The organism is Xanthomonas prunicola (assembly GCF_002846205.1).
Classification (GTDB): domain Bacteria; phylum Pseudomonadota; class Gammaproteobacteria; order Xanthomonadales; family Xanthomonadaceae; genus Xanthomonas; species Xanthomonas prunicola.
In genome coordinates this window covers 1-26,383 of sequence record NZ_PHKV01000017.1, presented here as the reverse complement: position 1 = coordinate 26,383, position 26,383 = coordinate 1, and the positions used below count along the sequence as shown (strand labels likewise).

Below are 26,383 nucleotides of genomic sequence, written 5' to 3'. Positions count from 1 at the left end.
ATTGCCCAAACACGTCGGCGCATTGGTCGTGCCGTCGTTGACCGCCACGTTCACGGTGACACGCGAGCCGCGATTGAACGACACCACCGGGTTATCGCTGCCATTGCCGAAGATGTTGAATTCGGACTGCCGCCAGATCTTGTTGATGTTCAACGTCGAAGCGGGCTGATTCACGCTATACGCCTGGCCGTTGACCGAGAACGACACCGTATCCACGCCACCGGCAGTCGCCGAGCCGGTCAGCTTGATGCTGCCGATGCTGGAGACCGGCACCAGCGGTGCACTCACCGCATTGCTATTGCGATAGCAGGCGTTCTGGGCGGGATAGGCGTTCCAGCCGGACGGGCAACCGACCGAGTTGTACTGCGCGGTCGTGCCGGCGAAGAACCAATCCTGGATGAAGACGATCGGTGTACGGCCATTGCTGGCGTCGCCGTCGCTGTCGGTGGAGTAGATGAACTGCTCCCAGGTCTTGCACGAGGAGTAACCGAACTGCGAGCAGGTGGTGGGATTACTGGCGATGTCGGTATTGATCTGCATCGAATAATCGGCCACGCCAGTGGTCACACCACTCACGCTCGGGAACGAGCCCACGGCAGAACGTGTGAGACTGCCGGTGCGCGCGGCGTAATCGGTCCCGTTACCGACCGTGAAGGCCCCGTCGGTCCGGGCGGTGGTCCGTGCGTTGCCATTGGTGGCGGCCGGTGGCACCGACACCAGCGTCGGCGGCGGCGCACAACGCGTCGCCTGCCAGCCCATATTCGGAAACGCCGAACGGAAGCAACCTTCCATCGACGGCGTTTGCTGTCGGATCGTCGCTTCCCAGGAGGACATCGCTTCGGCGCGGCCGGCGGCGTTGATGGCCGCGCTCTGCGTCGCGGCCGCTGCACTGGCCGCACTTCCGATGATGCAGGCAACAAGCACTGACTTCGATCCGAAATTATTCATTCCCTTTCCTTATGAAGGTGGAATAAATGATGTTCCTCGCACCTCAAGTGCAGCGATACGCCATCAAGAAGATGCGTCCATGAAAGCGAAGTCAACAGGACAATAAATGCGCTAAATTAGGACGTTGTCACAGTATTTTGTTGTGCGCGTATCCACGTGCCGTTGATGGCATGTGACGGCCATCTGCATCTCAACGCGTCAATGCGCGTGCAGGCGCTCGGACTGCCATCGCAGATCAAGAGTGGCGCGCATGAGTGCACGACCGGCACGCGCTGCGACCACCCGTCAAGCCGATGGCCGGAAGCGTGAGTAGAGGCGCCCCTCTCGCCCGACGACACGCCCCCGCTCCGCTGTGGAGGCCGGCGCTCGCCAGAGTCTGTTCGCGGAAGCGCAACATCTCCTCGGGCGCACCATGGAACCACTCTGCGGGGCCGAGCAGCCGAGCAGCAGGGATAGGGAATGACCGGCCAATGATGCGAGTTCACGGCTGTCGCTGGTCTCGACCAGGGTGAACACGCTCAGGCGCATTCGGGTTGTTGCGTGCCGTGTACGTCGAGGAAGGACCACTCCCATGTCGGGTTCTGCCAGACCAGGGTATGGCTCACCACGACCTGTCGATTGCGGCGTGCGTGGGGATCCATCGGCGGCACCGACATCGAGCACGTCACGCGGTGGCGCGGCTGCTTTGGCCTTCATCACGTTCTCGCGGGTGACGGCATTGACGTGGCAGACCATCAACGTAGCAGACGCAGCCTCGTTACCGGACACTGTGGGCACTGACAACAGGAACCAGCGCCCGGCGCAGACGCATGCGTGAGCGAGGCGCTGGCGGTCTCGCACGCCGTGTCGTTTGACCTGCATCTCCATTGCTGCAGCACCACCTGTGTCTGTGCGGCTTGCAGCGTGTCCGCTTCCACATGCACGGTGATCGTGCCAGGTGCCCCGGCCTGCGCACGCACGACGACCAAGCACAGCCCGTTGAAGGCATTGCGTTGCGACGAAACGAACGATTCCAGATTGGTCGGACCGCCGTTGTCGGTCGCCACCAGCACGCCGGGACCTTCGATGCGGAAGCGCAGGCGGTCGCCCGCGGTCGGTGCAGGACGTCCATCGCGATCGAGCAGGCGCACGGTGATGAAGCTCAGGTGCTGTCGTCGCTCCGGATGCTGCTGCGATCCGGGGTCAGCTCGATGAGGAAAGGCAGGGGACACCTGGCTGCAACGCAAAAACGACACGCGAGTGCAGCGTGCGGCAGCGGGGGATGCGCAAGGCCATGGCACAGTCCGCCTAAGGCAGGCGATGGCGGCGATGGCGGCGATGCAGCATAGACGCTTCCGTTTCCGCAGGCAGCGCCGACCCGCATCGACGAGCAGAATCACCGAACGTCTGTGGTGGCGTTGATCTGTGTGCGACGATTCGCCCACCGACAGAAATCGCATCTGTCAGCGCGCCTGTATTGGTCAGGGCACACCACCTTCGGCAGCGTCTATGCCCTGTCGGGAGCGCAGGCGCGGGAGAAGCATCGAACGATGCACAGTGGCTGTTGCCAACAACACTGTCCGCAAACACAGGTCTTGTCGGACGGCGGGCGCAAGGAATTGCCTTGTGTGAAAGCATTATGCGGCGGCGCACTACTGGAAATGGTGGAGTTGCGCAGCGTCAGGATGTTCTGTTCGAACGTTTCACAGAGTTGCGCACGCAGCTTGGTGCATTGCGCATCCGCCAACGCACGCGGGAGACAGCGACCGGCAGCCCCAGGACGAAAAACGTCCGGGAAGGCCAAGGCCTTCCCGGGCATTGCACAGGCGTCAGTTGCTTTGGGTAAAGGTAATGGAAGGCGATGCACCACCGGACGCGGTGCAGCTGCCGAGCGTGAGATTGTTCTGCTCCGACGTATAACCGGCGTTGGGACCCAGGCACCTCGGGGCATTGGAGGTCCCATCTTTGACGGCCACTTTCACGGTGACATGCGAGCCTGCGTTGAACAACACCAGCGGGTGGTCACTGCCGTTGCCGAATACATTGAACTCGGAGCGCCGCCAAATCCTGTTGATGTTCAGAGTGTCGGCATTTTGACTCACGCTGTAGGTCCTGCCGTTGATCGAGAACGTCACGGTGTCCACGCCGCCCGCGGTCGCCGAAGCGCCCATCTTGATGTTGCCGATCTGCGAGATTGGCACCAGCGGCACGATCACGCCATTGCTGTTGCTGTAGCACGCGTTGTAATCGCTGGTGGAGTAGGCATTCCAACCAGACGGGCAGCCCTTTGCCTGGAATTCCGCGTCACTGCCGGCATAGAACCAGTTCTGGATAAAGATGACCGGTGTGCGACCGTTGATCGCGTCGCCGTCGTAGTCGGTGGAGTAGAAGAACTGCTGCCAGGTCCAGCACGAGGAATATCCGAACTGCGCGCAGGTCACAGGGTTCCTGTCGAGATTGGTGTTGATCTGCAGCGAATAGTCGACCACGCCAGTGGCCACGCCAGTCACGCTAGGAAATGTTCCCAACGTCGAGTGGATAAGCTGGCGTGTGCCTGCAACGTAGTCGACACCGTTCCCGGCTGTCAGCGCCCCATCGGTGCGCGCGGTGATGGTGCCATCCTTGTGGACAGCGATGGCTGGCGGCCTCGAGAGCAGCTTTGGCGACGGCGTGCAGCCGGTTGCCTGCCAACCATTGTCGGGGAACGACGAACGGAAGCAGCCCTCCATGGCGGGCGCGTCCTGCCGCAGCGTCTCTTCCCACGCCGACATCGCCGCAGCGCGACCGGCGGCGTCGGTCGCCGAGGGCTGGGCGGCGGCCGCTGCGCCGACAACGCTTCCGATGATGCATGCACCAAGCACATACTTCGATCCGAACTTTTTCATTTGCCCGCCTTATGTAGCCTTTTGTAGATGGAGTGGCGAGCATCCTCCTTGGGAGAGCGACCGCACTGTCTGATCGGAAGCCATCCCCGCAGCGGCGAAGGCGTAGCTCCGACGAACGCGCAAATCCTTTTGGTCGTCACAATTCTCATCGAACGCTATCGGACCATGCCGTGCATCGGCAAGTACCGGCCCCGCTTCCGCGCGTGACGCACGTTCTGTGCGGAAGACGGCGCCAATTACAGGTTGTAGGCCCGCTTGGGCAGACGGTACGCCAGGTCGATCGCCACCTCGGTCGCCTCGTCTTCTTCCAGCCGATGCTCGGCAACGAGCTTGGCGAGGAAGGCGCTATCCACGCGCCGCGCCACATCGTGCCGCGCCGGAATCGACAGGAAGGCACGGGTGTCGTCGTTGAAACCCACCGTGTTGTAGAAACCGGCGCTGGCCAGGGTCTGCTCGCGGAAGCGCCACATGCCCTCAGGTGCGTCATGGAACCACCATGCAGGGCCGAGCAGCAGGGATGGGTAATGCCCGGCCAAAGGCGCCAGTTCGCGGCTGTAGCTGGTCTCGTCCAGGGTGAACACGATCAAGCGCAAACGCGGGTCGTTGCCATGACGATCCAGCAAGGGTTTGAGCGCGTGCACGTAGTCGGTGCGCATCGGAATATCGGCACCCTTGTCGCGTCCGTAATGCGCAAACAACTGACGATTGTGATTGCGAAAACAGCCTGGGTGCAGCTGCATCACCAAGCCATCGTCCAGGCTCATCGCCGCCATTTCGGTCAACACTTGTGCGCGGAACATCTCCGCCTGTTCCGGCGTGGCTGCACCGCGTACCACGGTGTCGAACAGGCGCTGCGCTTCGGTCGGCGACAAATCCGCGGTGGCCGCGCTAGGGTGCCCATGATCGGTCGAGGTGGCGCCGTGTGCGGCAAAGAATGCACGCCGTTGCCGATGCGCACGGAGATAACCATTCCAGGTCAGCACATCCTCGCCGGTGAGCGCGCCGAACTGTTGCAATGCACCGGCAAACTGCTCGTGCTCCGGGTCGACCACCGGGTCGGGGCGATATGCCGTCACCACCCGTCCCTGCCAACCGCTGGCGGCAATCGCTGCGTGGTTCTGCAGCGGATCCAGCGGTGACTCGGTGGTGGCGATCACTTCGATGTTGAAGCGCTCGAACAGCGCGCGCGGAAGAAAACTCGGCGTCTGCAATGCGGTGGTGATGTGGTCGTAATAGTGGTCGGCGGTGTCGGCATCGAGCCGGATGCGGAGATCGAAGACGTCGTGGAAGACATGATTGAGCCACAGTGCCGACGGCGTGCCGCGCAACAACGTGTAGTGCTCGGCAAACACGCGCCATGCCGCGCGCGGGTCGACGGCTGCCCGCGTGCCATCGGCGCGCGGGATGCCGATCGCATCCAGGGCGATGCCCTGGCTGTACAACATGCGGAACACGTAGTGATCCGGCACCAACAGCAATTCGGTCGCGTTGGCGAACGGCGCATTGGTGGCGAACCATGCCGGGTCGGTGTGGCCATGTGGGCTGATGATCGGCAGCGTTGCAGCCTGTGCGTACAGGCGGCGGGCGATCGCGCGCGTGCCGGGATCGGCCGGCAGCAAACGATCGGGATGCAAGGACAACACGGAAGAACGCATGATCGATATCAGCCCAATGGACGTTATGAAGGGAGCCTGGTCAGGGCTTGCTGGCAACGTAGCTGCGTAGCCAGGTCAACGCCGGGCGTTCGCTGCCATCATAATTAATCAGATAGGCACCTTCGTTGTCGCGCCACAGACCGTGACGGAAACCCCACACGTTCACACCGCGCACGGCCGGGTGCTCCCAGAACATCGGGAAGAAGCGCTGCCAGGCTGCCAGCTGCTGGGCATCGGTACGCCCATCCAGGTCGAACTCGGTGACGTAGATCGGCAGTCCGGTGGATGCCAGCAGGTCGAGGTTGGCACGCTGCACCGACACTGAGGGGCCGTTGCTCGAGAGGTGCCCCTGGATACCGATCGCATCGATCAGGTGTTCTTGCTGCAGCAACTGGATGGTATGCAGATACTGCCTGGCTTGGTCGTTGTACTCGGTGACGTTAAAGTCGTTGATCATCAACTTGGTATGGGGGAAATACTTGCGTCCCAGGCGGAATTCCTCAAGCACCCAATCGACGCCGGTGGTGCCGGTACCGCCCAGTGCCTGCAGATAATTGCCCGTATCGCTGCGGCGATTGTCCGGCTGGTTGTGACCCGGCAGCGTTTCGTTGGCCACCTGCATCAGGTCGATGTCGGGGTAGCGCTGCGCAATCGCGGCAAACCAGTGTTCGATCGCCGCAAGCTGCTCGTTTGGCGGCAGGTTGCGCACCCATGTCGGCTGCTGGGAGCCCCAGAGCCCGACATGGAACTGAAACTGCATATGGTTACGCTTGGCCAGCTGGTAAGCCTCGTCGAGCGGGCCCCAGTTCATCTGGCCGCGCACGGCTTCGACGCTGCCCCATTTGCCCGCATTTTCGGGAACGTCGGCGTTCCAGTAGTTGGTGAAGCCCTGCGCTTGCGCCGGGCTGTAGGCGCTGCCTAGGACGCGTTGCTTGCCGGCAGCGATAGGCCCGGCAACAGCGGACGCACAGGCGCCCAGCAACAGCACAAGCGTGAGCGGGTAACGTAGTTTCAACATGTTGGCATCCTCGATAAGTGAGCGAAGCAGTGACGGAAAGGAAAGGACAGGTGCGCTGACGTGCGTCGGATCGACGCCAAAGTGCAGACACCTGGAACCGCATCTAGGCCGGTTGCTCCACTCGCGCCGGCTGCCTAGTGGCACCAGGCGGTGCACCACCGCCAGCGCCAGAATGTAGGCCGCACCCACCGTAAAGAGATATCGAAATGTAGCTGCCGATGGCCTGCAAAACGAAACCAATGAACGGTGCGATCACCATGCCGCCTAGGCCGGCGACTGTTGCAACTGCGTGACATGCAGGCAGGCCGGAAAGCGGGAAAAAAAATACGCCGAACAGCCTCGGTGTGCGGCAGTGGCCAGCCCGGTCAGCGCGGCTACTTGCCACACGGTGCATGCAGCCAACGCGATGACATGCGGACATCGGCATAAGGTCAGGACACCACGTAGACGCCTGTAAGCGCGGCGAGCATGAGCGATTGTCATGGCGCAGGTGTGCCGGGATGGGCTGCAACGTAGTCGCGCAGCCACGTGAGCGCGGGACGTTCGGTGCCGTCGGCGCGGATCAGGTAGGCAGCTTCCTTGTCGCGCCACAAGCCGGGCCGAAAGCCCCACAAGGTGATGCCATGCACTGCCGGGTGTTCCCAGAACACCGGAAACACACGCTTGTAGTCGGCCAGTTGCTGCGCATCGGTCGGCCCGTCCAGATCGAACTCGGTGATGTAGATCGGCAGGCCGGTGGCGGCCAACGCGTCCAGATTGTCGCGATGCACCGACATCGCGACCTCCGGGGTAGTCTCGAAGGCATGCTCCTGCACCCCGATCGCATCGACCAGGTTCTCACGCTGCAGCAGCCGCACGATCTGCAGATACTTCTGCGTGGCCTGCGCGCTATTGGTGATGCTGTAGTCGTTGATCATCAACGTGGTGTGCGGAAAATGCTGGCGCGCAAACCGAAACGATTGCAACACCCATTCCCAGCCGCTGTCGCCATTACCCCCCAACGCCTGCAGATAATTGCCGCCGCCGGTATCGGCCTTGCTGGGCGGGTCGTTGAGTGGCTCGTTCACTACCTCCAGCAGCGCGATGTCCGGGTAGCGCTGCGCAACGGCGGCAAACCATTGCTCGATCTCGCGGCGCTGTTCGGCCGGACGCAAGGTCTTGATCCACTCCGGCTGCTGGTTGCCCCACACCATCACATGCATCTGAAACGGCATGTTGTTGGCCTGTGCGAATCGGTACGCGGCATCCAGCGTGCTCCAGTCCATCTGGTCGCGCACCGCCTCCACGCTACCCCATTTGCCGCCATTTTCCGGGGTGAGCTTGTTCCAGTACCGCGCAAACTCCGGTGCCTGTTGCGCCCCATAGGCGCTACCGAGGAACTTGGACGCAGTCGATGCCAGCGGTGCGGCGCAGACAGGTACTGCCATGCCCGCCATCAATAGCCCCAGTGTTACTGCGCGCATGTGCATGAGCTCACCTCAGGAAGATACCGGCGCTGGATTGGGGGGCAATTGCGCCGGCTCCAGCCGCGGCACCAGCGTGTGCACGACGGCCAACGCCAGCAGATAAGCCGAGCCTGCCATCAGAAACACCGGCACGTAACTTCCGGTGGCCTGCAACAGGAAGCCGATGAAGGTGGCGATCAACATGCCGCCCACCGCACCGGCAAACCCACCGATGCCCACCACGGTGGCAACCGCATGCCGCGGAAACATGTCCGAGGGCAGCGTAAACAGATTGGCCGACCAGCCCTGGTGTGCGGCTGTGGCTAGCCCGATCAGCGCAACCGCCAGCCACAGATTGTCGGCACGCGCAGCGAACACGATGGGCACGACGGAAATTGCGCAGATCAACATCGCGGTCTTGCGTGCACGATTGACGCTCCAACCGCGCGCGATGAAGCGCCCGGCCACCCAACCACCGGCAATGCTGCCGATATCGGCCAGCACGAAGATCACGATCAACGGTGCGCCCAACTGCAGCAGGCTCAAACCGTATTGGGCGTGCAGGAACTTCGGCAGCCAGAACAGGAAGAACCACCAGATCGGGTCGGTGATGAGCTTGCCCAGCACAAACGCCCAGGCCTGCCGATGACGCAGCACCTGCGACCAAGAGAGCCGGCGCTGCACCGGCTCATGCGCATCGCTGCGGATATGCGCCAACTCTGTGGCCGACAATCCGGGTTGTTGCTCGGGCGGGTGATAACTGAACCACCACACCGCCAGCCAGGTGGCACTGAGCACGCCAGTGAACAGAAACGCCGACTGCCAGCCCCAGGCAGTGGCGATCAGTGGCACCAGCAACGGTGCCACGATGGCCCCGATATTGGAGCCGGAATTGAAGATGCCGGTGGCCAGTGCGCGCTCGCGGCGCGGAAACCATTCGGCCACGGTCTTGAGCGCCGCAGGAAAATTTCCGGATTCGCCAAGGCCCAGGAAAAATCGTGCGATCGCAAAGCCCACCACGCTGGTGGCCAAGGCATGCCCCATCGCTGCCAGGCTCCAGATGCCGATCGCCAGCGCATAGCCGAGCCGGGTGCCGAAGCGGTCGATCACCGCGCCGCTGCATAGCAATCCCAACGCGTACGCAGCCTGGAACGCAGTGACGATATAGCCATACTGGATTTCGTTCCAGCCGATCTGCGTCTGCAAGAACGGCGCCAGCACGCCCAACACTTGGCGGTCTATATAGTTGATGGTGGTGGCGGCCAGCAGCAAGGCACAGACGCGCCAACGCACCCGCCCGAGCCGTGCCGACGCAGTGACAGGCGCAGTGGTGGGCACCTCGCTCATGCGCGTGGCCTGCGCAACCGCGCCAGATGGTCGGCAGCCTGCGGGCGTTGGCGGGTCTCGCTTCTGCGTGCGCCAACCGGGTGGCGGCCAGGCACGTCGCTGCCGCGTTCTTCGATTCGATTCATCGACCACTGCACCTGCACGAGGATGGCCTTGCGCCACGGATGATAGCGCTACCATTACCACGCTCCTGCGCCAAATCCATCGCGCAGTGCAGCACTACCTGCCCGTACGCAAGCCGCCAGGCGCTCTGTGCAGTGCTTGCGGCAGCTGCTTGCGCTTTACCCGGGCAACTATGCTGCCCTGCAGCGTGATGTTCCGAATTTGGTAGCGCTAACATCGAGCGCACTGATCGTCCGTTTCCCCCATCGCACCATCGTCGCGCCGCGCAACGGCAGCGGCACTCCCTGCGCAGGGGCGATGCGTGGGACATCTGCTACCTGTTAGGGAAGGGATTACGGTGAAGAACAGCTACGCACGAACCGCGTTGTCCTGCGCGTTGGGATCCATCCTGCTGGGCATGGCCAGCACTGCCGCCTGGGCACAATCCACCGATGCCGACAACGCTGCGCAAACGCCACCGGCCACTGCCGGCAACACTGATGCAGTGAAACAGCTCGACACGGTCACTGTCTCCGGCTACCGACGCAGCATCCAGTTCTCTACCGATGCCAAACGCGATTCGGTAGGCTTTGCCGACACGGTGTTTGCCGAAGATATCGGCAAGTTTCCGGACATGAACATCGCCGAGTCACTCAACCGCATCCCCGGTGTGCAGCTGGCGCGCGACGTCAACGGCGAAGGTCTCAACATCGCCATCCGCGGCCTGGGCACCAGCTTCACCAAGACCACGCTCAACGGCGCCAGCATCGCCACCGCCTCGATCGGCCTGAACGCGCAGAACCAGAACCGCGAAGTCGATTTGAATCTGTTTCCCACCGAATTCTTTACCCAGCTCACGGTGAGCAAGACGCCGACTGCGAGCATGCTCGAAGGTGGCGTGTCCGGTGTGGTGGACATGCGCAGCGCACGCCCATTCGATCGCCCCGGCGTGCACTTTACCTATCAGGCACAGGCGGACTGGAACAGCACCAGCGAAAAGACCACGCCACGTGGCGCCTTCATGGGCAGCTGGACCAACGAGGAAGGCACCTTCGGCGCGCTGCTCGGTGTGGCGTCGGTGCGCAGCAAACTCGGCGTACGTGGCTTCGAGAGTGTGGGCTGGACCAACCCCGGCCTCACCTACACGCAGTGCGGGCTCACTCCGCCTGCGGGCACGCCGGCGACCAATCAACCGACCGCGTGCAACGTCAACGGCGGCGGCAACTGGCGCATTCCCGACCGCGTGCCGGCCACTGCCGGCAGCGGCCTGACCACTGGCGAAACCATCGATGCTGCGTGGCTGCTGGCCCGCAACCCAGGATTGAGCATCGACCAGATCAGCGATGCCTTGATTCCGCGCCTTGGCCGCCAGGTCTACATGAATGGCGATCGCGACCGCGATGCGTCGGTGATGTCGCTGGAATGGCGCCCCTCCGACACCATGCATTTCTACCTGGACACCTTGTACTCCGAAGCAAAGCGCACCACCGAGCGGATCAGCATGAATCTGATCGGCCGCAACGGCAACATGATTCCGCTCGGTATGCAGCTGGATCAGAACAACGTAGTGACCAGCGCCACCTTCGCCAATGCGCAGTACTTTCTGGAAGCGCGGCCGTACCGCGAAAACGTCAAGTTCTGGAGCGTCAATCCCGGTGCGGAATTGCTGTTCGGCGCCGACCAGGACATCAAGCTCAACGTGCAGGCCAACGCCACGCGCAGCTGGCTGGCACGCGAGTCGCCGAGCATCCTGGTCACCTCACCGTTCACCACCGTCGATTATCGCAACGAAGGCGGCGACCGCCCCGACATCAGTAGTCCGCTCGATCTCAACGACCCCAATCTGGGTTGGGGCTGGACCGGCGGCCGCGTCAATATCCAGAACGAAAAGCGCGTCACCGAAACGCGTGGCGCACGCGCCGACCTGCAGTTCGGCGAAGACAAGCGCAACATCAAGATCGGTGCAGCCTACGACCAAGCCGAGCGCACCATCCGTGGCTTCGACAACAGCGTGGCCTGGGAACAAGTGGTATGCCGCGGCAATGGCGGCACCGTGTGCAATGGCGGCCCCGGTTCTGCGATCCCCAATTCGGCCCTGGCCAGCTATCTGCGGCCCGGCCCGGATGGCTTTATCACTGCCGATTTCAACCGTTTCCTGGGCGACACCAACTATTACGCGCTGCGTGATTCCGCGCCGGAAACCAACTCCGCCAACACCGGCGCCTCGGCCGGCGGCATCCGCGAAAAGAACCTGGGTTTCTACATCGAAACCAATGCGGAAACCGACGTCTGGAACCGCACGCTGCGCCTCAACGCCGGCGTGCGGTACGTGACCACCGACCAGACCATCACCGGCCCGGTCACCGTCAACGGCATCCGCACCGTGCAGGTGCTGGATTCGGATTACAAGGAAACCCTGCCCTCGTTCAACGCGGCCTGGGATGTGGCCGACAACGTGGTGCTGCGCCTGTCCAGCTCGCGCACGCTCACCCGCCCGGACCCGAGCGCGATGTTGCCCAACACCAACTTCAGCGACCCCTCCGCGCAGACGGCGACCCAAGGCAATCCCAACCTGGCGCCGTACCTGTCCACCAACGTCGACTTCGGCGGTGAGTGGTACACCGGCGGCGAAGGCTATGTGGGCCTGACGCTGTTCAACAAGCGCATCAGTGGCTTCACCGTCAACGGCGTACGTCGCATCCCGTTCAATGACCTGGGCGTGGCCTACGACACCCTGCTGCCGATCCAGCAGGCCGGTCTGGATCAGCGCGGTGGGCCAAATGCCGCCACCGTGGATGTGCAGACACAGGTCAATGCGGACGGCGTGCTCAACATCCGCGGTACCGAGGCCATCTGGGTGCAGCCGCTGGACAAGCTGGTCGACGGCCTGGGCTTCAGCGTCAACTACACCCACGTCACCCAATCCTCCGAAGGTGAAGGCGTGCCGGCCGTGGCGGTCGGCGTGGCGCCGAACCTGTGGAACGGCACTGTCTACTGGGAAAAGAACGCCGCTTCGGTGCGCCTGTCCTACACCTGGAACGACGATATGGTGATTTCTGGCGCCAACCAGAACGGCATTCCGTACGCACGTCTGAATGCCGATGCACGTGGCCAGCTGGATCTGTCGGCCAGCTACACATTGGAGTCGCTGCCGTCCAAACCGCAGATCACCCTCAACGTCACCAACATCACCGACGAGCCGCTGCGCACCACCTACGCGTGGCCCAACGCCACCTACGATCTGTATGAGCCCGGGCGCACCGTCATGCTCGGCATCCGCGGTACCTTTTGAGTGTTGTCGTCATCGGTCGCCGTTCCTCCCGGCGGCGACCGATGGCGCAATGCGCGCCGCGGCGTTTTCCGCAGCATTCTTCGAGTCCGCCCCACCTCATGAACGATCGGTCACAGCAGCTCTCCGTGCGCGAAAAGATCGGCTACAGCCTGGGCGACCTGGCGGCCAATCTGATCTTCCAGACGCTGGTCACTTTTCTGGCGTTTTTTTATACCGATGTGTTTCGCATTCCTGCGGGTGTAGCGGCCACGTTGATCTTTGTGGTCGGCATGCTGGGCGCGTTCGTGTTCACGCCCATCATCGGCATCCTGGCCGATCGCACGCGCACCCGCTGGGGCAAGTTCCGCCCGTGGATCCTGTGGACTGCGCTGCCTTTCGGTGCGTTGTCGCTGGCTGCCTTCAACACGCCTGCGCTCGGCGAACAGGGCAAGGTCGCCTACGCGTTTGCCACCTACACCTTGCTGATGCTGGTGTATGTGGCCAACAACTTGCCGTATTCGGCCTTGAGCGGCGTGCTCACCGGCAGCATGGAACAGCGCAACAGCTTGTCGGCGTACCGCTTTCTGGCGGTGACCTTTGCGCAGTTCATCATCCAGGTGCTGCTGCTGCCGTTGGTGTTGATCCTGGGCAATGGCGACAAGGCGCAGGGCTTTCGCAACACCATGGCGCTGTTCGCGGCGGTCGGCACGCTGTGCTTTTTGATCACCTTCTTCACCACGCGCGAGCGCGTGCTGCCGATCACCGAACAGCGCAGCAGCGTGCGACAGGACCTCACCGATCTGGTGCGTAACAAGCCGTGGCTGGTGATGCTGGCACTGACGATCCTGGTCTTCATCAATCTCGCCATGAAGGGCGGGATGTACATCTACTATTTCAAGTACTACCTCGACGCTGGCGCGTTGACCCACTTCCTGGACGCGGCCGGCTTCAACCGCTTCATCGCCGGGATCAACAGCGTGCTGACCGGCGCCGGCATGAGCGCACTGCAATGGCCGCAGGACGCACCGACCTCCGCATTTAGCGTGTTCAGTGCCGGCGGCATCCTGGCGATGATTGTCGGCATTGGCTTTTCCAAGCGCCTGGCCGACCGCTATGGCAAGCGCAACGTGTTCGGCGGCGCGCTGTTGATTTCCACGCTGTTCCTGCTGGCGTTCTACCTGTACCCACCGAATGCGATCGGTTGGGTCTTCGCCTCTTACGTACTGCACGGATTTTTCTACGGCATCACCATCCCACTGCTGTGGGCGATGATCGCCGACGTGGCCGATTACTCGGAGTGGAAGAACCACCGCCGCGCCACCGCAATCATCTTTTCGGCAATGTTGTGCGGCTTGAAGATCGGTCTGAGCGTGGGCGGCGCACTGGTCGCCGGCATCCTGGCGTTCTATGGCTACGACGCCGCACTGCCGCAGCAAAGCGCTGCGGTCACCAATGGCATCCGCCTGGCCATCAGCGTGTACGCCTCGCTGCCGTTCCTGCTCGGCACCGCACTGCTGGCGCTGTACGAGATCGACAAAGCGCTGGAAACCCGCATCGAACACGAACTGGGCGTGCGCCGACAAACCGCCCCGCTCGCCACTCCCTGACCTCCCCTCCCACTTTATGCACAGGTACGCGCATGTCCGATGAGCTGCAAGCCGCTGCACTGCAGGCCCTGGCGCGCACCGCCATTTCCGCACCGCTGGTCACTCACCTCTACACGGCCGACCCGTCTGCACATGTATTCGACGGTGCGTTGTACATCTATCCCTCGCACGACATCGATGCCGGCGTGGCCTTCAGCGACGATGGCTCGCATTTCGACATGGCGGACTACCACGTGTTGCGCATGGCGCATCCGGGTGCAGCGGTGGAAGATCTTGGGCAAGTGCTGCACGTGCGCGATGTGCCGTGGGCGCAGCGGCAGATGTGGGCACCGGATGCTGCACAACGCAACGGCAAGACCTACCTGTATTTCCCTGCAAAGCGCGCCGATGGCATCTTTCAGATTGGCGTAGCAGTGGGTGATCGCCCCGAAGGCCCGTTCGTCGCCGAGCCGCAGCCCATCGCCGGAACGTATTCGATCGACCCGGCCGTGCTTGCCGACGACGACGGCGCGCATTACCTGTACTTCGGCGGCATCTGGGGCGGCCAGCTGCAGCATTACCGCGACAACGTCTATGCACAGACGCATCAGGAACCGGTGGGCGACGCACCCGCGCTCGGCCCACGCGTGGCACGCCTGCACGCGAGCATGACAGAGCTGGCCGAACCCACCCGCGAGATCGTCATCCTCGACACACACGGCACCCCGCTCCGCGCAGACGACCACGCCCGTCGTTTCTTCGAAGGCCCCTGGGTCCACCAACACGCTGGCCGCTATTACCTGTCGTACTCCACCGGCGACACCCACCTGATTTGCTACGCCACCAGCGACACCCCATACGGCCCGTTCACCTACCAAGGCGTGCTGATGCAGCCGGTGGTCGGCTGGACCACGCATCACTCCGTCTGTCTGTTCGAAGAACAGTGGTATTTGTTCTATCACGACAGCGTACTTTCAGGCGGCCAGACGCATCTGCGCAGCATCAAGATGGCGCCGCTGGAGCACTTGGCAGATGGCACGATCGCAACGATCCATCCGTACGGGAAGGATGCTGTGTCGCCGTGGTGACATGGCGACGACGTTCACGTCCGCAGCTGTTTCTCATGATCGGGTCGCCGGCCGAGTGTGCATAGGAGCGGCTGACAGCGAGCATGCTCACCGCCGATCGAACGCGGCATGGACACCCGTGCACGCTGGCGTTGAGTGCGCCATCCATGCCCAGCTGACGACGCGCGCCATGTGTTCTCAGCCGCTTCAAGACTGCTCCCGCCCCTGCACCGACATCGCTTGATCGTCGACATCGGCACGCCAGCTGTCGCGCCGATAGACGGGATTATACGAAGGCGCCTGCTCCGGCCCGTGACCATCACAGCAGTCGCATTCTTCAAGCGTCCGTCGGGAGTCGCGACGGTAGCGCCTGCCAACGACAGAGAGGCCTTCATGGCTGTCGATAGGCGGCGGATTGCACGCTGCATCCACACGCATCGTCGCAACGTATGCCCATGCACTGAGTCTCTTGAAAGAGGTTGCCATGCGCCAGGCGTCGATGCTGTTCTTACTCACACTTGCGGTCTACGGCAGTGCAAGCGGCAGCGAAGCGCGCTCCGCATTGCCCCGCGCAGACAGCGTCGACGTGCCACGCTTCATGGGCGACTGGTATGTCATCGCACATATTCCGACCCGTCCCGAGCGCAAGGCCTACGATGCGGTGGAAAGCTACGCGCTGCGCCCGGATGGCCGCATCCAGACCACCTTCACGTTTCGCAAGGGCAGCTTCCAGGCGCCGCTCAAATCGATGCATCCGGTCGGCCAGGTTGCAAAGGAGGGCAATGGCGCCCTGTGGAGCATGCAGTTCCTCTGGCCGTTCAAAGCTGAGTACGTGATCGCCTGGCTGGACGCAGGCTATACGCAGACCATCGTGGCGCGTAGCAAGCGCGATTACGTCTGGTACATGGCGCGCACCCCGCAGGTCTCAGATGCCGACTATCAGCAGGCCGTTCAACGTATTGCCGCAATGGGCTACGACGTCTCACAGCTGCGACGTGTGCCGCAGTCGGTGCGCTGATGCGGACGCGTTTTCCATCGCACCGGCGTTACCAACGCCATCCGTATCTCTTCTTTCGTTCTTCATGGACTGGCTTATCGTCAAGAATGTCGTACTTTCGGTAACCTCGTCCGTAAATCCCCGAGTGGACGAAGAGATAGCCGATAGGCACCAGAACTCCCAACCACAAGACCGACGCAGGCGGAGCTGCCCCGACGACAATTTGATAGATCAAGATACCGCCGCCGCCCCAGAAGCAAAGCGCCATGCCGAAGCAGGACACGCGCCTTACGAGAAGCCAGATGCGAGCGAAGAATCGCTCGACCCTGCTGGGCGGTTTGTCGCGTCTGGATTGAAAATAGTAGTGCACGCCGAAGAGCGCGGCTACAAAAACAAAGGGAGCCAATATATCCATCGGCTAACTCCATTCGGTCAGCGAGTCCGTAGATTAGGAAGTCGGCATCGAACGTTTTTCTTTCCCGGTCAATGTCCGTAGCGCGTCTTCAGTTGTCTTGTGCTTCCACCACCACCGCAGTGCCGTAACACAGCACCTCGGTCAGCCCCGCCATCAACTCGGTGGCGTCATAGCGGACAGCGATGACTCCGTTTGCACCCAGCTGCCGTGCATGCTGCACCATGTCGCGATAGGTTTCCGATCGCGCCTGTTCGCAGAGCTGTGTATAGATGGTGATGTTGCCACCGAACAAGGTCTGCAGACTGCCGAAGAAATTACCCACGATGGAGCGCGATCTCACAGTGATGCCGCGCACCAGTCCAAGGTTGCGAACAATGCGACAACCCGGCAATTCCAGTGCAGTGGTCACCATGGTGTCGTTGAGATGCTGCATCGCTGCAGGAATCGGCGAGGAGTTGTAGGGATTGTTCACTGGTTGCTTGCTCCAGATGGGGCCACTGGAAGACTGCTGATTTGGGCTTGGAGTCTGCCCACGCAAGACGCTGTCCTGCAGGGATCGCTCGCCTGCGACGCGGTCAGCGCTTGGTTCGGAAAGCGTGCCGGATAGCGATGGCCGCGTAGAGACCGTAAGCGACGAACAGTCCACCCAGTACGGCGCCGAACCCCAGGTTCTGGCGAAACAGGACTTCGTATCCGCCGAACAGGACGCCGAGAACGATGTAGAAGATCGCCGTGGCGTAGCGGCCCGGGCCGCCGATGGACTGCGCGCGAATCGAGCGCACGATGGCTTGCGTGGTAGAGATCACTTCTTCCTCATGCAGATCGCGGCAAGCCAATCCGAAGCCGAGATCATTGGCGCAACTGTGGCAAAGCGCTTTGCTGCAATGCTTGCACAGTCCTATCGCCTGGGTATTTTCGTGATTGAAGCAGAGCATGTTCCATCCTCAGGATTAGATTGACTCTCGCCGTGCCGATAACGCAGTTGCAAGCCAGGATGCCGCGCAAGCCACTTCGTCCGCCGGACGCGAAACGGCGGCTGCACGCAAAAGCAGTGCGGCCTTTCGGACTATTCGGAGAACTCCCAGCCATCATTATGTCCAGACAACGGCACGGCATGTAGCGCTAGCTCCTCTTCGAAGGCCACGATGGTCCGATAGGAGGGCACCATGGCCGGATATACCGTCACATCCATGGGAAAGGCTTTGTTCTCTTCGTAATAACGGCAACGCACTTTTTGCTCGCAACGGAGCATGGCCACACAGAACTCCAGTGCTGATTCTTTGGTTGGGAACACCACTGAAAACGCGATCTCTCTGGGCTTGAAAAGATCCACTCCTTGCTGGGCGATGTGCCAGAGGGTGTTGCCGTTGTCGTCTTCCGGATACAGGGTCAGATCTCGCTGCATGGTGCTCTCCTTGTGTGATGGCTGGGCCGGCCGAGATGACCAGGATCATCCCTGCTTGGCCGACACGCCAGCGTCGACGATCCCGGCGACGTCGGTGCAGGTCCCAGGCGCCTGGCCGACGAGATACGCAGCGTCTCAACAGCGTCACTCATCGGCAACGACAAGGGTCTCCAGATCAGCCTGACATCAGCCGTCATTACGCGGGCGCCAAGCGCAGGCAGCCGATTGCCGGCGGATCGCGCTTGGTCTGCGTCGAAGTCCTAAGCGGAGGCGCTGGTTGCCTCCGCCGATGACAGTTACGGAACCCAAATCAAATTCAGCAACTGCGGATCGGCGGTCACCTTGACCAGCTTGCCGCTGGGGCCAAACTGCACCTGATACTCGGAGAAGCTGTCGCGCCAGTAACGCCACAGCGAGGCTTCCAGGTTGGGGTTTTCGCTGCTGATCGGGTAGCCGACCGCCATCAGGACCTGTTCGCGGGTCATGCCGCCGGTGAGCTTGCCGTCGGCAATGGCCTGGCGAATCTTGGGCGGGAAGGTGGCGAGCTTGAGCTTGGGATCGGCGGTGACGACGTAGCGGGCGGCAAAGGCGGTGTTGTCCAGGTCGCGGCTGTAGTCGTTGCCGATGGACTGCTTTTCGCCGGCGATCTTGAGGTTGACGCGGTTGCGGCCGAAGCCGGTGACGCTGACCGGGGTGCCGACCGGGAGCACGCGCTTGCCGTCTTCGGCGTAGTTGCTGTCGCTGATCCAGCTACCGTCGGTGCGCAGGTTGCAGCACAGGAAGCCATCGTACTTGGCGACATCGGCGGCGCTGGCCAGGTTCGCGGCGGTGAACAGGCCCAGGGCCAGCAGACAGGAATGCAGACGCATCGAAAGACTCCTTTCTAGACGGCCGTAGCCGCTCGGCAGTGATGAATGAGGCGCGCCGCCGTTTCCCCGCGACGCGCTGGCATTGTCGCAGCCCCGGGCCGCTTGGCAAGCGTGGGTGACGCGCGCAGCCCGGGGTTGTGTATGCTCGGGGGGTGGAAACCCTGTCAACCGCCGAGATCGTCGAGCAGATCGCCGAGTTGCGACGCGCCCATCGCGCGTTGGACGAGGAGATCCAGCGCGTGCCCGCGAACATGGACGACGAGCTGCAGATGAAGCGTTTGAAGAAGCGCAAGTTGCACATCAAGGACTGCATCACGCGGCTGGAAATGGAGCTGGTGCCCGACGAGCCGGCCTGAGGGCAGGTTGGCGGCGGCTTGCGTCGGCGACTGATGGCCGTGAGGCTGGGCGGCCGGGTGGCAGCGCCTTCATCTGCGCGTACGCATCCAGGCGCCCGCGAATGCTGAGCGTCGATGCAGCGCGTTGACGACGTTGCGCGCGCGACAGATGCGGATTGCGGCGCGCCTGCGTCAGTTGCAGAAACCTACCCTCACCCAACACCCCCGCTCCGCGCCCCAGCCCGTGCTTGCGGCGTGGGCATTCCACGCCAAGCGCGCCAGTGGCGCGCCAGCGGTGCCTTCTCGCCCCGACGGGAGAAGGGCTTTCATTTTTGCTGCTGGCGGGAGACGGTGCGATTCGCTCGAGGGCGCTTCGACAGTTCCAACGGCGCGAGATTGCACTGCCCACCCGCGCGCCTGGTACCCAGATAGCGCGGGTGACCCTGCCGGGCCGATCCTCGCGCTGGCGCTGTTTCAATCAGCGCGCACGCCACTCAACCGGCGCGCAACAGGATTTTGCCGCGACGGCCCGGTTCGGCGCTGGCCGCTGCCGCCTTGGCTGCGTCTTCCAGATCGAACACCGCTTCCACCGGCAGCGCCAGGCTGCCGTCGAGCGCGGCCTTCAGCAGCTCGCCGATCATGCGGCGCTTATCTTCGGACTTGGTGGCCTGCATGACATTGCTGCCCCAGAAGCCGCGCACTGTGGCCTGCTTGAAGATCACATCGCCGCTGGCAATCTCCAGAGGCTCGCCGGTCATCGAGCCGAACGAGATCAACTCGCCACCTTCGCCAAGCAGGCCCATCAGCTCGCCTGCTGCCTTGCCGGCAACCGAGTCGATCGCGCGCACGATCGGTGCATCGCCGGCCAGCGCACGCACGCTGTCTTGCCAACCGTCCTGCGCGGTCGACACCGCATTGCCGATGCCCAGCGCTTTCAATTCGTCCACACCTGCGTCGCGACGCACCAGGTTGATCACGTTGATGCCGCGTGCCGCAGCCAGCATGGCGACCGTCTTGCCGACCGCACCGTTGGCGGTGTTCTGCAGGATCCAATCGCCCTGTTCGACATGCAGGAATTCGATCAGCATCAATGCGCTCAACGGCATGGCGATGAGCTGGCAACCGCGGTCGTCATCGAGTGCGTCGGGCAGCGGGACCACGCCGGTTGCATCGGCCAGAAAGTACTCGGCCCAGCTCTCATGCACGCCGGCCGCGACGACACGCTGGCCGACCTGCAACCCCTCGACACCTTCGCCCAGTGCATCGATCACGCCCGACCCTTCACTGCCGCCGATCGCCGGCAACGAGGGCTTGTAGCCGTAGTTGCCACGCACCGTCCACAGGTCGTGGTTGTGGATGGGCGAGCGCCGCATCGCGATGCGGACCTGACCCTTGCCGGGTTGCGGTGTGGGTCGTTCGCCGAGTTCGAGCACCTTGGCGGGATCGCCGAATTGGGTATGGATGGCTGCGCGCATGAAAGTCTCCTGTCGGCAGCGCGCGTGGTGCAGCGCGGCCGATCATAGTCAAAGGTGATGCGATGCTAACGGGCGTGCTGCAAGCGGCCGATGAAGCGAACGGAACCGCTATGTGAAAGTCGCCATCGCCTCGCCCCCAGACGCGTCACCCCGCGCCCAACGCTTCCTGCAGGCCGTGATGACCGTTGCTAGCGGCCGGCTTACTGCGGCGGCGGCACCACGTCCGGCTTGGCCGCTGCCGGGCTGACGCGTTCGATGGTGTGACGCAGTTCGCGGCCGAGAATGAACTTGGCATCCTTGGCCCAGGCATCCAGGCGCTCATCGAACATCAGCTTGCTGTTTTCGTCCGGCCAGACCAGGCGCAGCTCGCGCAGCTTCTGGATGAAGCTGCGGAATAGGGTCTTGTCGAAGAACTCCGGCGCGGCCGGTGCGTACAACAGGCTCAGACGCTGCGCGGCCTGTTGGCAGAGGCTTTCCAGTTCGCCGGCACCGAGCACGCCGGGGCCATTCTTGACCAGCACCGAAATGGCGATGTAATAGCGCTCGAAGGCCTGCTGCAACGAATGCCCGATCGCACGCAGACGGAACACTTCGTCGGTCTGCCCGGTGTTACGCGCCAGGATGCCGCCATCGTCGTCGGTGACGTTGAGCAACAGCCCTTCGCGCACGAACATGTCGATGGTCTGTTCGATGCGTTCGGCAAAGCGGTCTTCGCTCCATGGCAGGAACAACTCGGCCTGCAGGAACGGGTACACCGTCCGGCCCAGGCGCAACAGACCGGCACGGCTCATGCGGCGGTTGTTCTGGAAGCAGCACGCCACCCACGACGATGCCGTAAACAGATGCAGCACATTGTTGCGGAAGTAGCTCAGCAGCACCGCAGTGTCGCCGCTGACGCTGAGCACATCGCCCAGGGGGTGCGACACCCGCGTGAGCACGTTGATCTCTTCGGCATGGGTGATGATGCGCGCCGGCGTATGCGGGGTCACCGTGACACGGTCCGAATACGGCATCTCGGCCAGCAGCTTCTTGCACAACTCGATCTGCGCAATCAGGTCGGCTTCGCCCATCGCGTGCTTGGGCGTGGACAACAGCGCCAGCGCCAACAGATTGATCGGATTGACGTCGGCAGCGCAGTTGATGCGGGTCTGGATCTGCGAGGACAAGGTGTCCACCGCCGGTGCCAGCCAGGTGGGCTTGGCGTCTTCCGGCAGCGGCTGGCCATCCCAGTCCGGTGCGTGCTTGGCCAGCACGTCGTTGAGCGCGATCGGCTCGCCGAAATTCACCACCACCTGGCCGTAGTTCTGCTTGAGCACCTTGGGGATGGACCACAGCAGGCCCCAGATGGATTCCTTTTCTTTCGGCCGCCCGGTGAGCTCGTCCAGGTAGCTGTTGCCTTCCATCAACTTCTCGTAGCCGATGTACACCGGCTGGAACAGCACCGGCTTGCGCGGCTGGCGCAGATACGCGCGCAGCGTCATCGCGATCATGCCGCCCTTGGGCTGCAGCAGACGCCCGGTGCGCGAACGCCCGCCTTCGACGAAGTATTCGATGGAATAGCCGCCGGCCACCAGCTGGGCGACGTATTCGCTGAGCACTGCCGAATACAGCGCATTGCCCTTGATCGAGCGGCGGATGAAGAACGCGCCGCCCTTGCGCAGCAGCGTGCCGACCACCGGCAAGTTGAGATTGATACCAGCCACGATATGCGGCGGCACGATGCCGCGTTCGTACAGCAGGTAGCTCAGCAACAGGTAGTCCATGTGACTGCGGTGGCTGGGCACATACACCACTTCGTGCCCGGGCGCGGCCTGCTTGAGCTTGTCCAGATGGTGCACCAGCACGCCGGCGTAGATGCGGTTCCACACGTGGGTGAGCAGGAAGCTGGCCGAGCGCACCACCGGGCTGGAATAGTCGGCGGCGATTTCCCAGGCGTAGGCGTGCGCCTTGCGCCAGGCATCGACCGGCTTGGAGTTGTCGCGCTTGGCCTGGGTGGCGATGGCTTCGCGTACCGAATCGGCGGCCAGCACCTGGTCCACCAGCAGGCGGCGGGTGGACAGGTCTGGGCCGATCACCGCCTCGCGGATACGGCGGAAGTGCGTGCGCAGCACGCGCTGCAACTTGCGCAGGGTGCGCTCGGGCGGCAGCCCTTCGGCCATGGTCTGGCGCAGCGAAATCGGCGGGGCGAACCGTACGATGGTGGTGCGGCCGTTGAGCAGCACCGCCAGCAGGCGGCGGAAGCGGCCGACCAACGCCCAGTTTTCCGAGAACAGCACCGCGAACCAGCCGCTCTGCTTGTCCGGCGCACGGCCGACGAAGATCGACACCGGCACCAGATGCACGTCCAGGTCGGCGCGCACGCGGTGCGCCTGCAGCAACTTGGCCAGCGAATCGGAATGGGTCTTGCCGCCGCGCTGTTCGGGAATCAGCGAATTGCTGCTGCTGCGCCGCGACAGCGCCAGATAGGCGCGCTTGCGCTCCAGCGGGTCGCCCGGCAGCGGCACCAACGGCGAGGGCAGCCCGGCCTCGCGGCAGGCCTTGTCCAGGATCAGCGCGTTGGACAGACCATAGTCCTCCAGCACATAGACCACCGGGCGGCCATCGTCGTACCGCCCAGGCTGCTCCGGCTCGATGGTCAGGCTCAGCCACGGGTCGGCCAAACGGCCGAGCAGGCGCGCCCACCAGGGACGCTTGGCGCTACGCGCAGCGGCAATGCCGGGCGCGATCGATGGCGCAACATCCGGCGGTACCGGTTCGGCGGGCGGCAACGCCGCCGTCGTGGCGCCGGTGTCGGCTGCGGCAGCGCTGGGCGGGGCGGACTGGCCATCCGGGAACGGCAGGGGATTCTGTTCTGGCATCACCGGCATTATCGCCCAGCCGGGCGTTGCCCGGTGTCGGCAGGCTTCGCCGGCGCGGCCGCTGCGGTGTCAGGCGCGGCAGTGGCGTTGGGTAGGGGCGCGGCCTGGACGCCGTTGAGCAGCGCCTGCACTTCGTTCTGGGTCTGCAGCTGGTACCAGTGGCCATCGCGCTTGATCAGCGCCACGGTCAGATCGATGTCGTGGGCGGCCAGCGGATAACGCAGCCGCACCTGGGCGGTGTCGCCGTCCTGCTTGATCAACCCGGTACGCAGTGCATCCAGGCTGCTGTCGATCGACAGGTCGTAACGCCCCAGCACCTTCTTGCAGGTTTCCCAGAACGGCCCGAGCCGGCGCAGGCTCTCTTCCATGCCCAGCCGCTGCAGATCGGCATCGGAGGTGATGCCGGTGGCGCGCGCGGCGGTCACCAGGTCGGCGATGCTGGCCTTGGCGCGGGGGCGATCGGCCAGCGGCGCGGTGGCAGCCCAGGCGCTCAGCGCATCGACCAGTTGCACATAATGGGCGCGCTGCTCGGGCTGGTAATCGCTGCGGCTGCGCAGGTACTGCACGCCGAACTGGCCCAGCGATTGCGCGGCCTGGGCAATGCCCTGCGACTGGCCGGCCAGCTGTGCATCAAACGCCTGCTGCATGCGGCGCTCGGCATCGGGCGCCGACAACGCTCCCAGCAGCGTGCCCACTTCATTGGGCAGCGGTAGCTCGGTCAGCGGCCAGCGGCTGGCACCGCTGCGCCACGCCGCTTCCAGCTGGGTGTATTGCGCAGGCGTCACCCGGATGCGCGCATACGCCACCAGATCGTTGCGCCGCAGCGGCAGGGTCATCGACTGCATGGCTGCGGCCGGCTCGGCCTTGGCGCCGGGCAAGGCAGGCGCGGTCTCGTTGCGTTGGCAGCCGCTCACGCACAGCGCGGCCAGCAACAGCCACGCAGCGGACTGGAACCGCCCTGCGCGGACGGTAGGTAGCGACATGCGCACGATGTTCCCCCTGATCGATCGGCGCATCTTGCTGTCTGAATGCATCGGCGGCAAGGCAGGGCCCAACCGTGCGCCAAGGTATGGTCGGCACATGTTACGTTTTCGTAGTTCCTGGCATGTTGTCGACCGGTGTCCGGCATTGGCTGCTGATGTCTTACTCGGACAAACTTGTCCAGCAATCGGCTTCCAGCCCTTGCGCCACTTGCGTTTGGCGCAATGTTGCGGCGCATCATGTAAGCGCTTGCAGTTCCTGCTAGCGTGCGCTGCATCTCGCTTGGGGGCGCCGTCAGATGGGGCTGATGTCATTCATGTGCATGTGTGACACGAACGCTGTGCGCCGGCGGATCGTGCGCCCCACCCCGGCATGCGCCGCCACACGTGTTGACTTGGAGAAAGCCACAGCATGAGCCGGCCACGGTCCGAAGGCGGTAGCGTCACCATCAAGGACGTTGCGCGCGAAGCGCAGGTGTCGGTGGCCACGGTCTCGCGCACCATGAACGGGCATCAGCATGTGGCCGAGTCGGTGCGCGAACGCGTCTTGCAGGTGGCGCGTGCGCTCAATTACATCCCGCACCACGCCGCGCGCAGCCTCAGCAGCCGGCGCACCCACACGATCGGGGTGGTGCTGCCGGACCTGCATGGCGAATTCTTTTCCGAGTTGATCCGCGGCATCGACCAGGTGGCGCGCGACCAGGGGTACCACCTCTTGGTGTCCAGCTCGCACGGCGACCCGCAGGCGCAGCGTCGGGCGCTGGAGCGCCTGCCCGGGCGCGTAGACGGCGTGGTGGTGATGTCGCCGTCGCTGGGCGATTCGGGCGTGCATGAAGATGCGCTGCCCGGCGGCCTGCCGGCGGTGCTGCTCAACTGCGCCGGTAGCGCCAGCCAGCGCCCGGTACTCAATGTGGACAACTACGGCGGCGCGCGGGTCATGACGCGCCACCTGCGCGACAGTGGTCACCGCCGCATCGCGTTCATCGCCGGCCCCGACGACAACTTCGATGCGCATGAGCGCCTGCGCGGGTATCGCGACGAACTGGCGCTGGATCCGGCCGCGCAGCCGTGGGTCTTGCCTGGCCACTTCGACGAAGAATCCGGTTATCGCGCCGGCCAGGCGCTGGCCCAGGACACGCGCCCGGATGCGGTATTCGCCGCCAACGACATGATGGCGCTGGGCTGCCTGTTCGCGCTGGGCCATGCCGGGCTCAAGGTGCCGCAGGACATTGCGCTGGCCGGGTTCGACGATGTGCCGATGGCGCGCTACGTGCTGCCGGCGCTGACCACGATGCGGGTGGATATCGCCGGCCTGGGCGCACGCGCCTTGCAGTTGCTGCTGGGCCAGCAGTTGGTCGATGCACCAGCACCACCTGCCGATGCTGCACCACCGGCGTTTTCGGAGATGGTTCCGGAGCTGATCGTGCGTGCATCTAGTGCTGCTCGTGACACGTCAGGACAGTGAGGTCTATGCACTACGTCGCATCTTCACAAATTATTTACGGTTTCTTATGTTTTTTATAACCCTGATGCAACCGCTGCCATTGCTCGTTCGTCCTTGAAGTAACGCATCACCCTGCGCCACGCCGACCATGCTGCCGGTACGCGCCTTACCCCTGGGAGGGGGAAGTCATGAAGAGCTACCGTACCGTCTCCACCCTGCCGGCGCGCAGCCTGCTGTGCTGCGCCCTTGCCGCTTCGTTGCTGGCTGCCAACCCGGCCATGGCCCAGTCCAGCAACGCCACG

At 63.4% G+C, this 26,383-nt stretch carries 20 protein-coding genes and 2 pseudogenes; 6 read left to right on the top strand and 16 right to left on the bottom strand.

Annotated features, from left to right (window positions below):
* The 8 genes and pseudogenes from XpruCFBP8353_RS23885 to XpruCFBP8353_RS21860 form a co-directional block, all read right to left on the bottom strand.
* Window positions 1-948: hypothetical protein (locus XpruCFBP8353_RS23885; protein WP_162301152.1), on the bottom strand; the 948-nt coding region annotated here is incomplete at its 3' end.
* 295 nt (window positions 949-1,243) lie between these two features.
* A pseudogene (locus XpruCFBP8353_RS24685) lies at window positions 1,244-1,524 on the bottom strand (glucuronate isomerase); the annotation flags it as partial.
* A 293-nt stretch (window positions 1,525-1,817) separates the two neighbouring features.
* A pseudogene (locus XpruCFBP8353_RS21895) lies at window positions 1,818-2,140 on the bottom strand (beta-galactosidase GalB); the annotation flags it as partial.
* 616 nt (window positions 2,141-2,756) lie between these two features.
* A complete protein-coding gene (locus XpruCFBP8353_RS21885; RefSeq protein ID WP_101365106.1) occupies window positions 2,757-3,812 on the bottom strand; it encodes a hypothetical protein in 1,056 nt (351 codons plus the stop codon).
* 236 nt (window positions 3,813-4,048) lie between these two features.
* A complete protein-coding gene (gene uxaC / locus XpruCFBP8353_RS21880) occupies window positions 4,049-5,467 on the bottom strand; it encodes a glucuronate isomerase (RefSeq protein WP_101365105.1) in 1,419 nt (472 codons plus the stop codon).
* A gap of 40 nt (window positions 5,468-5,507) precedes the next feature.
* Window positions 5,508-6,485, bottom strand: coding sequence for an endo-1,4-beta-xylanase (locus XpruCFBP8353_RS21875; protein ID WP_101365104.1), 978 nt, complete (start codon window positions 6,483-6,485; stop codon window positions 5,508-5,510).
* Between the two features lie 479 nt (window positions 6,486-6,964).
* Window positions 6,965-7,954, bottom strand: coding sequence for an endo-1,4-beta-xylanase (locus XpruCFBP8353_RS21865; RefSeq protein WP_101365103.1), 990 nt, complete (start codon window positions 7,952-7,954; stop codon window positions 6,965-6,967).
* A gap of 9 nt (window positions 7,955-7,963) precedes the next feature.
* The gene (locus XpruCFBP8353_RS21860; RefSeq protein ID WP_101365102.1) at window positions 7,964-9,457 is read right to left on the bottom strand and encodes an MFS transporter; all 1,494 of its coding nucleotides are present in this window, start codon (window positions 9,455-9,457) and stop codon (window positions 7,964-7,966) included.
* Window positions 9,458-9,737: 280 nt separating this feature from the next.
* Between XpruCFBP8353_RS21860 and XpruCFBP8353_RS21855 the strand changes: the two genes are divergently transcribed.
* The 4 genes from XpruCFBP8353_RS21855 (at window position 9,738) to XpruCFBP8353_RS21840 (ending at window position 16,321) form a co-directional block, all read left to right on the top strand.
* Window positions 9,738-12,671 carry a TonB-dependent receptor gene (locus XpruCFBP8353_RS21855; protein ID WP_162301153.1) on the top strand — a complete coding sequence of 978 codons (2,934 nt, stop codon included), beginning with the start codon at window positions 9,738-9,740 and terminating at the stop codon, window positions 12,669-12,671.
* Window positions 12,672-12,769: 98 nt separating this feature from the next.
* Window positions 12,770-14,257 carry an MFS transporter gene (locus XpruCFBP8353_RS21850; protein ID WP_101365101.1) on the top strand — a complete coding sequence of 496 codons (1,488 nt, stop codon included), beginning with the start codon at window positions 12,770-12,772 and terminating at the stop codon, window positions 14,255-14,257.
* A 32-nt stretch (window positions 14,258-14,289) separates the two neighbouring features.
* Complete coding sequence (locus XpruCFBP8353_RS21845; RefSeq protein ID WP_101365100.1) at window positions 14,290-15,324, top strand: glycoside hydrolase family 43 protein; 1,035 nt, start codon at window positions 14,290-14,292, stop codon at window positions 15,322-15,324.
* Window positions 15,325-15,787: 463 nt separating this feature from the next.
* Window positions 15,788-16,321, top strand: coding sequence for a lipocalin family protein (locus tag XpruCFBP8353_RS21840; protein WP_101365099.1), 534 nt, complete (start codon window positions 15,788-15,790; stop codon window positions 16,319-16,321).
* A gap of 28 nt (window positions 16,322-16,349) precedes the next feature.
* Here the strand turns inward: XpruCFBP8353_RS21840 and XpruCFBP8353_RS21835 are convergent, their stop codons facing one another.
* The 5 genes from XpruCFBP8353_RS21835 to XpruCFBP8353_RS21815 form a co-directional block, all read right to left on the bottom strand.
* The gene (locus XpruCFBP8353_RS21835; RefSeq protein ID WP_101365098.1) at window positions 16,350-16,715 is read right to left on the bottom strand and encodes a hypothetical protein; all 366 of its coding nucleotides are present in this window, start codon (window positions 16,713-16,715) and stop codon (window positions 16,350-16,352) included.
* Between the two features lie 88 nt (window positions 16,716-16,803).
* The gene (locus XpruCFBP8353_RS21830; RefSeq protein ID WP_101365097.1) at window positions 16,804-17,187 is read right to left on the bottom strand and encodes a YbjQ family protein; all 384 of its coding nucleotides are present in this window, start codon (window positions 17,185-17,187) and stop codon (window positions 16,804-16,806) included.
* Between the two features lie 103 nt (window positions 17,188-17,290).
* Window positions 17,291-17,650, bottom strand: a complete 360-nt coding sequence (locus XpruCFBP8353_RS21825) for a hypothetical protein (protein WP_133125694.1) — start codon at window positions 17,648-17,650, stop codon at window positions 17,291-17,293.
* Window positions 17,651-17,781: 131 nt separating this feature from the next.
* Window positions 17,782-18,120 carry a ribonuclease E inhibitor RraB gene (locus XpruCFBP8353_RS21820; protein WP_101365095.1) on the bottom strand — a complete coding sequence of 113 codons (339 nt, stop codon included), beginning with the start codon at window positions 18,118-18,120 and terminating at the stop codon, window positions 17,782-17,784.
* 296 nt (window positions 18,121-18,416) lie between these two features.
* Window positions 18,417-18,989 carry a hypothetical protein gene (locus tag XpruCFBP8353_RS21815; RefSeq protein WP_101365094.1) on the bottom strand — a complete coding sequence of 191 codons (573 nt, stop codon included), beginning with the start codon at window positions 18,987-18,989 and terminating at the stop codon, window positions 18,417-18,419.
* Between the two features lie 152 nt (window positions 18,990-19,141).
* Between XpruCFBP8353_RS21815 and XpruCFBP8353_RS21810 the strand changes: the two genes are divergently transcribed.
* Entirely contained in the window at window positions 19,142-19,345 is a 204-nt protein-coding gene (locus tag XpruCFBP8353_RS21810) for a YdcH family protein (RefSeq protein ID WP_017112409.1), read from the top strand.
* Window positions 19,346-19,818: 473 nt separating this feature from the next.
* Here the strand turns inward: XpruCFBP8353_RS21810 and XpruCFBP8353_RS21805 are convergent, their stop codons facing one another.
* The 3 genes from XpruCFBP8353_RS21805 to XpruCFBP8353_RS21795 form a co-directional block, all read right to left on the bottom strand.
* Window positions 19,819-20,799, bottom strand: coding sequence for a zinc-binding dehydrogenase (locus tag XpruCFBP8353_RS21805; RefSeq protein WP_101365093.1), 981 nt, complete (start codon window positions 20,797-20,799; stop codon window positions 19,819-19,821).
* Between the two features lie 200 nt (window positions 20,800-20,999).
* Window positions 21,000-23,666: a glycerol-3-phosphate 1-O-acyltransferase PlsB gene (gene plsB, locus XpruCFBP8353_RS21800; RefSeq protein ID WP_101365092.1), complete on the bottom strand. Its 2,667-nt coding sequence runs from the start codon at window positions 23,664-23,666 to the stop codon at window positions 21,000-21,002.
* A complete protein-coding gene (locus tag XpruCFBP8353_RS21795; protein WP_101365091.1) occupies window positions 23,666-24,640 on the bottom strand; it encodes a hypothetical protein in 975 nt (324 codons plus the stop codon). Before XpruCFBP8353_RS21795 ends, plsB begins: the two co-directional genes overlap by 1 nt.
* A gap of 409 nt (window positions 24,641-25,049) precedes the next feature.
* Here XpruCFBP8353_RS21795 and XpruCFBP8353_RS21785 point away from each other — a divergent pair, with 409 nt between their 5' ends.
* Window positions 25,050-26,102, top strand: a complete 1,053-nt coding sequence (locus tag XpruCFBP8353_RS21785) for a LacI family DNA-binding transcriptional regulator (protein ID WP_101365089.1) — start codon at window positions 25,050-25,052, stop codon at window positions 26,100-26,102.
* The last annotated feature ends 281 nt before the right edge of the window (window positions 26,103-26,383 follow it).

What these genes read in the sequence shown, in the direction of transcription:
- XpruCFBP8353_RS21885 (WP_101365106.1), bottom strand. Translation starts at nt 3,812, where the DNA reads ATGAAAAAGTTCGGATCGAAGTATGTGCTTGGTGCATGCATCATCGGA.
- uxaC (WP_101365105.1), bottom strand. Translation starts at nt 5,467, where the DNA reads ATGCGTTCTTCCGTGTTGTCCTTGCATCCCGATCGTTTGCTGCCGGCC.
- XpruCFBP8353_RS21875 (WP_101365104.1), bottom strand. Translation starts at nt 6,485, where the DNA reads ATGTTGAAACTACGTTACCCGCTCACGCTTGTGCTGTTGCTGGGCGCC.
- XpruCFBP8353_RS21865 (WP_101365103.1), bottom strand. Translation starts at nt 7,954, where the DNA reads ATGCACATGCGCGCAGTAACACTGGGGCTATTGATGGCGGGCATGGCA.
- XpruCFBP8353_RS21860 (WP_101365102.1), bottom strand. Translation starts at nt 9,457, where the DNA reads ATGGTAGCGCTATCATCCGTGGCGCAAGGCCATCCTCGTGCAGGTGCA.
- XpruCFBP8353_RS21850 (WP_101365101.1), top strand. Translation starts at nt 12,770, where the DNA reads ATGAACGATCGGTCACAGCAGCTCTCCGTGCGCGAAAAGATCGGCTAC.
- XpruCFBP8353_RS21845 (WP_101365100.1), top strand. Translation starts at nt 14,290, where the DNA reads ATGTCCGATGAGCTGCAAGCCGCTGCACTGCAGGCCCTGGCGCGCACC.
- XpruCFBP8353_RS21840 (WP_101365099.1), top strand. Translation starts at nt 15,788, where the DNA reads ATGCGCCAGGCGTCGATGCTGTTCTTACTCACACTTGCGGTCTACGGC.
- XpruCFBP8353_RS21835 (WP_101365098.1), bottom strand. Translation starts at nt 16,715, where the DNA reads ATGGATATATTGGCTCCCTTTGTTTTTGTAGCCGCGCTCTTCGGCGTG.
- XpruCFBP8353_RS21825 (WP_133125694.1), bottom strand. Translation starts at nt 17,650, where the DNA reads ATGCTCTGCTTCAATCACGAAAATACCCAGGCGATAGGACTGTGCAAG.
- XpruCFBP8353_RS21820 (WP_101365095.1), bottom strand. Translation starts at nt 18,120, where the DNA reads ATGCAGCGAGATCTGACCCTGTATCCGGAAGACGACAACGGCAACACC.
- XpruCFBP8353_RS21815 (WP_101365094.1), bottom strand. Translation starts at nt 18,989, where the DNA reads ATGCGTCTGCATTCCTGTCTGCTGGCCCTGGGCCTGTTCACCGCCGCG.
- XpruCFBP8353_RS21805 (WP_101365093.1), bottom strand. Translation starts at nt 20,799, where the DNA reads ATGCGCGCAGCCATCCATACCCAATTCGGCGATCCCGCCAAGGTGCTC.
- plsB (WP_101365092.1), bottom strand. Translation starts at nt 23,666, where the DNA reads ATGCCGGTGATGCCAGAACAGAATCCCCTGCCGTTCCCGGATGGCCAG.
- XpruCFBP8353_RS21795 (WP_101365091.1), bottom strand. Translation starts at nt 24,640, where the DNA reads ATGTCGCTACCTACCGTCCGCGCAGGGCGGTTCCAGTCCGCTGCGTGG.
- XpruCFBP8353_RS21785 (WP_101365089.1), top strand. Translation starts at nt 25,050, where the DNA reads ATGAGCCGGCCACGGTCCGAAGGCGGTAGCGTCACCATCAAGGACGTT.